Here is a 6,950-nt window from a genome sequence, read left to right on the forward strand (position 1 = left end):
CGGTTGCCGCAGCGGAACAGCCTGCCCCCACACAGGCAGACGCCGACTCCGAGGCAACAGATAATCTGGTTCCGGGCCGTCGCCGCACACGTCACTCCCGCGTGCAGCGTGAAGAGCAGCCCCAGATCCGGGTTGCGATTGAGGAAGGTCCGGCTCCGCGGCCGTCCCGCCCCACATGGCAGGGGCCGACCCCTGCCAACCCGTTTGGCGGCAGCATCGATATCTTCGATCTGATCGAAAGCAGCATGGCCGAGCCGGAACCGGCTCCCCAGCCTGCCCGCACCCCGGCCCCTGCCAAGACGTCCGCTCCGGTTGAGCCCGTAAAGGCAGCCCCGGTCATTGTGGAAACGGAAGCAGTGGTGGAAGCCGAAGCGCCTGCTTCAGTCTCCGCTGCCCCGCAGGTGGAAGAAACGGTGGAAACCGTTGCTGTTGAGCCGGAAGAGGCAAAGCCTGCCCGCAGACGGCCCACACGCCGCCGCCGCACGGCAACAACGCGGACCGCAGAAGAGGAAGCCCCCGCAACTGCGGCGGAGGCTCCGGAACCTGCGGCTGAAAGCGTTGACGCAACTGCCGAGGAAGAAGCCCCTAAACCGCGCCGCCGCCGTGTGACGCGCAAAAAGGCCGACCCCACAGCCGAAGCCGAAACCACACCTGAAGCGGATGCCGAGGAAGAAGCCAAACCTCGCACCCGCCGCCGCACCACGCGGAAAAAGGTGGAGACGGCTTCCGTTGCAGACACCGCTGAAGCTGAAGCTCCGGCAGTGGAGGCCGAAAAGCCGGCACCGCGCCGCCGCCGCACGGCAGCCAAAGCGGCCTCTGTCGCCACAAAAACCGAGGCAGCTCCGGCGGAAGACAGCAAGGACGCGACTGATCCTTCCGTGGTGCAGCCGATTGTCATTGATGATGAGCAACCTGCTCCCCGCCGCCGCACTGGATGGTGGCGCCGCTGAGCTTTCTGCCCGGAGAGACGCATTAAGTCTCTTCGGGCAGGTGCTCTGCCTTTGATACCGGGCCGCCTTGTGCTAGGAGTGCCGCCGTCACGCACTCTTGCCCCTGCTGCCCGACCGGAGTTTTCATGACCGTGCCTCAGCCTGACCTTCAACCCGTACGCCCTTTGGGCACGGAAGAACGGGCCCCCATGGTGCTGGCTCTCCCCAAAGGCCGTATCCTGAAAGCGGTTACCCCCCTGCTGAAACAGGCAGGGCTGGCGCCCAGTGATGATTGTCTGGGCGATAACAGCCGCAAGCTGCGTTTCCCCACGCAAGACCCCTGCGTGGATGTTGTGCGCGTGCGCTCCTTTGATGTGGCAACCTTTGTCGCCTCTGGCGGGGCGCAGGTAGGCATCTGCGGCGCAGACGTGCTGATGGAATTTGACTACCCTGAAATCTATGCCCCGCTTGATCTGGGCATTGGCGCCTGCCGGATTTCCATTGCCCAGCCCAACACCCTGCCGCATGACCCCGCCGAATGGGCGCGCTGGTCCGAAGTTCGGGCTGCCACCAAATATCCCGCCGTCACCCGCCGTTATTTTGCGGCTCGCGGCATCAACGCCAATATTGTCCATCTGCATGGCGCGATGGAACTGGCCCCCATGCTGGGCCTTTCCCGCCTGATTGTGGATCTGGTGGATACTGGCTCCACCCTGCGCGCCAATGGCCTGCGTGAAGTGGAAACCATAGCGCACGTAACCAGCCGCCTGATTGTAAACAGAACGGCGCTGAAAACGCGGCCTGAAGAGATTTCAGCCATTATCAACAGTTTTCGCACCGCCCTTGAGGCCAACGCCCGACAGACCGAAAAAGCTGAGGCAGAACAGTCTTCATGAAACGCCTTGATATCCGTGACCCCGGCTTTGAAGCCGCTTTCTCCTCCCTGCTGGATGCGCGGGAAGAACAGGGGCAGGAAGTGCATGCCCCCGTTGCGGACATTCTGGCCCAGGTGCGGCGTGACGGAGATACGGCCCTCTGCGCGCTGACGGAAAAATTTGACCATCTTCCCCTCACGCCCGAAAAACTGGCGTTTACAGCAGAGGAAGTGGAAAAAGCCCGCGCGCAGGTCAGCCCGGATCTTCTGGCTGCGCTGGATGTTGCGGCCGACCGCATTGAATCCTTCCATAAGGCCCAGATGCCACAGGATATCCGCTACACGGATGATGTGGGGATGACACTGGGGCTCCGCTGGATTCCCTTGGATGCCGTGGGCCTGTATGTGCCGGGTGGCAAGGCGGCCTATCCTTCCTCCGTGCTGATGAACGCCATTCCCGCCCGTGTAGCCGGGGTGGAGCGTCTGGCCATGTGTGTGCCCACCCCCAACGGTGTGATCAACCCGCTGGTTCTGGCCGCTGCACACCGCGCTGGCGTGACGGAAATTTACCGTGTAGGCGGGGCACAAGCCGTAGGGGCCATGGCGTTCGGCACCAAGACCATTCGCCCGGTTGACCGTATTGTTGGCCCCGGCAATGCCTATGTGGCGGAAGCCAAGCGGCAGGTGTTCGGCCATGTGGGAATCGACAGCATTGCCGGGCCGTCTGACGTGGTGGTGATTGCCGATTCGGCAACAGACCCGCGCCTGATTGCACTCGATCTTCTGGCGCAGGCCGAACATGATGAACTGGCGCAGGCCACGCTGATCACCCCGGATGCCGCGTTTGCTGATACCGTTATTGCGGCAGTTGAAACGGAACTGCGTACCCTCACCCGGTCTGCCATTGCGGGCGCAAGCTGGAAGCGTAATGGTGCTGTTCTGATTGTGCGCTCGCTGGAAGAAGCCGTCACATTGGCCAACCGTCTGGCCCCGGAACATCTGGAACTGATGGTGGATGATCCGGAAAGCCTGTTTGCCCGTGTACGGCACGCTGGCGCGGTTTTCCTTGGCCGTTTCTGCCCGGAAGCCGTGGGAGATTACGTGGGTGGCCCCAACCATGTGCTGCCTACATCACGCACCGCGCGCTTTGCCTCCGGGTTGTCTGTTTTTGATTTCATGAAACGTACCACGTTCCTCTCTGGCGGGCCGGATGCGCTGCGGCGCATTGGTCCTGCCGGGGTGGCGCTGGCACATGCGGAAGGGCTTGAAGCCCATGCGCTGAGCATCTCGGCCCGGCTGGATGTTCTGGCAAAGGGAACACCTAACGCTTGACCGGATACGGTCCCTCACCCATATCTGCTCATCCCAACTGTAACGAGGCTTGAAAATGAACGAAGGACGCCATGTCTAAAGAAGACATGATTGAATTTAGCGGCACAGTGACCGAACTGCTGCCCAACGCGATGTTCCGTGTGAAACTCGACAACGAACACATGATTCTGGCACACACCAGCGGCAAGATGCGCAAAAACCGTATCCGCGTTCTGGCTGGTGACCGCGTGAACGTTGAAATGACACCGTATGACCTTTCCAAAGGTCGTATCACTTTCCGCTTCAAGTAAGACGATGACCGCCTCCGGGCCTGCTGGCACGGAAACAGCGGTGCGTCCTGCATTTGTGCTGGCTTCGGCATCGCCCCGTCGGCTGGACCTTCTGGCCCAGCTGGGGCTGACGCCAGACCGCGTTTTTCCCGCCAATATTGATGAAACACCGCAGCGTAATGAACAGCCGCGCCCATACGTGCGCCGTATGGCGGCAGAAAAGGCCGCGGCTGTTGCCCATCAGATAACAGAACCTGCCCTTGTGCTGGGGGCTGATACGGTTGTGGCCCTTGGCCGCCGCATTCTTCCCAAGGCGGAAGACCGGGAAACGGCACGCAAATGCCTGACCCTGCTTTCCGGCCGCCGCCATACGGTGCTCACAGCCTTGCGCTGCGTGCCTACCGCTGCGTGGCCTGATGGCCGCACGGGAGAGCGCGTGGTGGAAACGGCTGTCACTTTCTCCCGCCTCACCGACCATCAGATTGAAGCCTTGCTGGATGCCGGAGACTGGCAGGGCAAAGCGGGTGGGTATGCTTTGCAAGGGCATGCCGCCGGGTTTATCCGCTTTATTTCCGGCAGCGCCTCTGGTGTCATCGGCCTGCCCCTGTTTGAAACGGCGCAACTGCTCCGTGGTCAGCCGGGCCACTGGCTTCCGTGAGCACCGTTCTCCGCGTTGCCTTCTTCCCCGGCGAGCTTCGGCTTGCCGTTACCCAGCATAACACCCTTCTCGATTACGCCCTGTGGCGGCCTGCCGCCCCTGATGGGGTAGGAGACGTGTATCAGGCCCGCATCAGCGCCCTTATGCCCGCCATGGGCGGTGCTTTTGTGGATCTGGGCAAAGGGGAAAGCGGTTTCCTTCCCATACAGAACGGCAAGGACCCCGTTACGGAAGGCCAGATGCTTACCGTGCGCGTAACCCGTGCGGCGCAAGGCGGCAAAGGCCTGCGTGTGCAGGCACAGGAACCACCTGCCACACCCCTGCCAGACAAACCCTGCCTGCTAACCCGTGGCCCGACACCACTTGAGCGGCTGGCAGACCGCTGGCCACAGGCGCGCATCACTGTGGATTCCGCGGCGGCGGCGGCACTGATCCCCCCAACCTTGCGAGACCGTCGTGAGCAGGCCCTCAGCCCTTTCCCTGAAGCCATAGCCCACGCCTGCGATGCACTAGCGGAGGCAAGCGTCTCCCTGCCCGGTGGCATGACGGCGAGCATCACGCCCACCCCTGCGCTGATCGCCATTGATATGGATGCGCCCCCAACGGCAACAGGCTGGACGAAACAGACCGCCCAGTTTGCCGCCAACCGGGATGCCCTACCCGCCCTGTTTCAACAGATCAGGCTACGCAACCTCTCCGGGGCCATCCTGATTGACCCTGCAGGCCTTTCAACCCGCAAGCGTCAGGCCCTGCTGGAACCCATTAAAGCGATGCTACAGGCAGACCCATTGCGCCCACGCTGCCTTGGTATTACGGCGCTGGGGCTGGTGGAAATTGTCCGGGCCCGTATCCACCCTTCCCTGCCGGAACTCCTCTCCTGCCCGCACGGGCAGGCTCTGGCAGCCTTGCGCATTATTCTTGCCAATCATCCCGACGCGACCCAAATTCGAGGTGGGCTGGGGATCATCACCGCGCTGGAAAAAGACCCGCAGGCACTGGCGGACTGCATTACCCAGCGCGGCAAGGCTCTGGCCGTAAAACTTGACCCTTCCCTGCCGGATTTTTTCTGGACGACTGACCATGACTAAAACAGCTTCCTGCCCCGTGTGCGGCAAACCTACCCAGCAGGCCACACGGCCGTTCTGCTCCCAGCGCTGCGCGGATATTGACCTCGGGCGCTGGTTTACCGGGCAGTACCGCATCCCCGGCCCCCCGGTTGACGAAGAAAATATGGAGAAAGACGAAAGAAATGACGAAAGGTGACTTGATCCCGCACGCAGGCTGAGATAAACCCCCTCTCACGCCGCGAGGCTGCGGTGCCCAAGTAGCTCAGTTGGTAGAGCATGCGACTGAAAATCGCAGTGTCGGTGGTTCGATCCCGCCCTTGGGCACCATTTTAGATTCCCCCCTAAAATCGTGTAGTTTTGATGTGTATTTCCACAGATGTTTGTGCATCTGATATGAAATACTTCCTCAGGCTTTGGGCCATAAGCGCGTCGCACAGACACAGTCCGTTTTTTGGTGCCCTTCCAATGGCGGTATCTCCCGTGGAAAGCGCATAATATTCTCAGGCCAGGATGCACGCCTGAAGGCGTCCCATAGCCCTCACTTCGGGCGTTCCCCCTGACCATCAGCAGGAACGCCGCGAGGCACGCCATCTGCGAAATCGCGGCGCTCTTTTACAGGTGCGTTCAGTTGGTTGAGGCTCTTCTATTCGTGTGATGCGAAAGCCGGCAGAAACAACCGCATTGAGATAGTCTCCGATAGTCCTCGGAAAGCGAGGGACAGAGAACGGCATTACATTCTCATCTTTGGGACGATCCCCAAACTTCCAGTTCTCTATAAAACTTTGTTTGCTGAAATAGCGTGCAACGCAGAGGCCGGTTGTCTGACCGTGGTCATCCTTCTGCCATTTCAAGCCCGGTGTAATAAAACAAGGATGCAGCACACTGAATGCAATGAATCCGCCCGGACGAAGCAGAGCGTCTTCTGGATGCTCCAGCCCAGCTTCACGCGTCTTACCGGAGCATGTTACCTTGCTGCCTCTCTGTCTGCCCGCACATACGCAATTATATCACTCCTTCTGCACAATGCCTGACCAGCAACGTTCGCATCTGGAGTTGCGATGATGAAATCTGGAAGAAAGCAGACTTTATAGACAATATTCTTGAATACTCCCGCCTCTTCAATTACCGCAAGCATCGCGCCCTTGAAAAAACCTGGGTGTTACCATGATCAAAAAGAACAAAAAATGTTTGACCAGAAAACATAATATGCAGAATTTTGAAAATTGGCATATCTGTTGATAGCGCCTTTATGGCCTGCAATAACACCACGAAAATCCTCATCTGGAGAGTTCTAAAACCCCTATTTTAATTTTTCTAATAATAGCAATATCAATGGTTACGATTTTTACACAGACGGAAAAAGAGGTTTTTGGGCCCCCTCCATCTCCTCTGGTGAAGCCTATAAAGTCAGGACAGACAAAAATATCGAATCTGTTTTCGCAAATAAAACCCATTCGGAAAATCAAATAAATAATAAGAAATTTACGAAATTACCTGAAAGAATCTGGGAGAGTAAAAAGCGTTTTTCACACCCAAAACATTCAGGCCAGCATGATACAGACAGCCCAAAAAGTGCTGGTATTTGTTCCTACCTAAGAAGAGCGACCTTAGCCTCCCTTTGCAGTTGTGTGCTTGTAAGACAGAAAAGAAGGTGAGCTACCCTTGCTTATATAGTAATGGAAAACCCTGCACTCACAAAAAAAGGGCGTTCCTGAAACGAACGCCCTTACGATAAAAACAAGGCGATGCGAACTGATTCACACCGCCCTTCTGTGGCCTAATACCAATTTGTTTTTGCTATGACCCATGAGCCCAGTCGCG

Annotated in this window: 6 protein-coding genes, 1 tRNA gene and 1 pseudogene; all 8 read left to right on the forward strand. The window is 58.6% G+C overall.

The annotated features are described in order from the left end of the window. Positions 1-950, forward strand: a pseudogene (locus AD948_RS18315) (hypothetical protein); the annotation flags it as partial. 125 nt (positions 951-1,075) lie between these two features. Continuing rightward, positions 1,076-1,825 (forward strand): ATP phosphoribosyltransferase, encoded by a 750-nt coding sequence (gene hisG / locus AD948_RS00670; RefSeq protein WP_006560086.1) that lies wholly within the window; start codon positions 1,076-1,078, stop codon positions 1,823-1,825. Further along, positions 1,822-3,135, forward strand: a complete 1,314-nt coding sequence (gene hisD, locus AD948_RS00675) for a histidinol dehydrogenase (protein ID WP_006560085.1) — start codon at positions 1,822-1,824, stop codon at positions 3,133-3,135. Before hisG ends, hisD begins: the two co-directional genes overlap by 4 nt. A gap of 71 nt (positions 3,136-3,206) precedes the next feature. After that, the gene (gene infA / locus AD948_RS00680) at positions 3,207-3,425 is read left to right on the forward strand and encodes a translation initiation factor IF-1 (RefSeq protein WP_003622234.1); all 219 of its coding nucleotides are present in this window, start codon (positions 3,207-3,209) and stop codon (positions 3,423-3,425) included. Positions 3,426-3,429: 4 nt separating this feature from the next. Next, positions 3,430-4,062, forward strand: a complete 633-nt coding sequence (locus AD948_RS00685) for a Maf family protein (protein ID WP_061470272.1) — start codon at positions 3,430-3,432, stop codon at positions 4,060-4,062. After that, positions 4,059-5,150 carry a ribonuclease E/G gene (locus AD948_RS00690; protein WP_006560083.1) on the forward strand — a complete coding sequence of 364 codons (1,092 nt, stop codon included), beginning with the start codon at positions 4,059-4,061 and terminating at the stop codon, positions 5,148-5,150. The genes AD948_RS00685 and AD948_RS00690 overlap by 4 nt, the downstream gene beginning before the upstream one ends. Further along, positions 5,143-5,325, forward strand: a complete 183-nt coding sequence (locus tag AD948_RS00695) for a DNA gyrase inhibitor YacG (RefSeq protein WP_006560082.1) — start codon at positions 5,143-5,145, stop codon at positions 5,323-5,325. Before AD948_RS00690 ends, AD948_RS00695 begins: the two co-directional genes overlap by 8 nt. A gap of 55 nt (positions 5,326-5,380) precedes the next feature. After that, positions 5,381-5,456: transfer RNA gene (locus AD948_RS00700), tRNA-Phe, on the forward strand. Positions 5,457-6,950: the final 1,494 nt, after the last annotated feature.

The organism is Acetobacter senegalensis, assembly GCF_001580995.1.
Taxonomy (GTDB): Bacteria; Pseudomonadota; Alphaproteobacteria; order Acetobacterales; family Acetobacteraceae; genus Acetobacter; species Acetobacter senegalensis.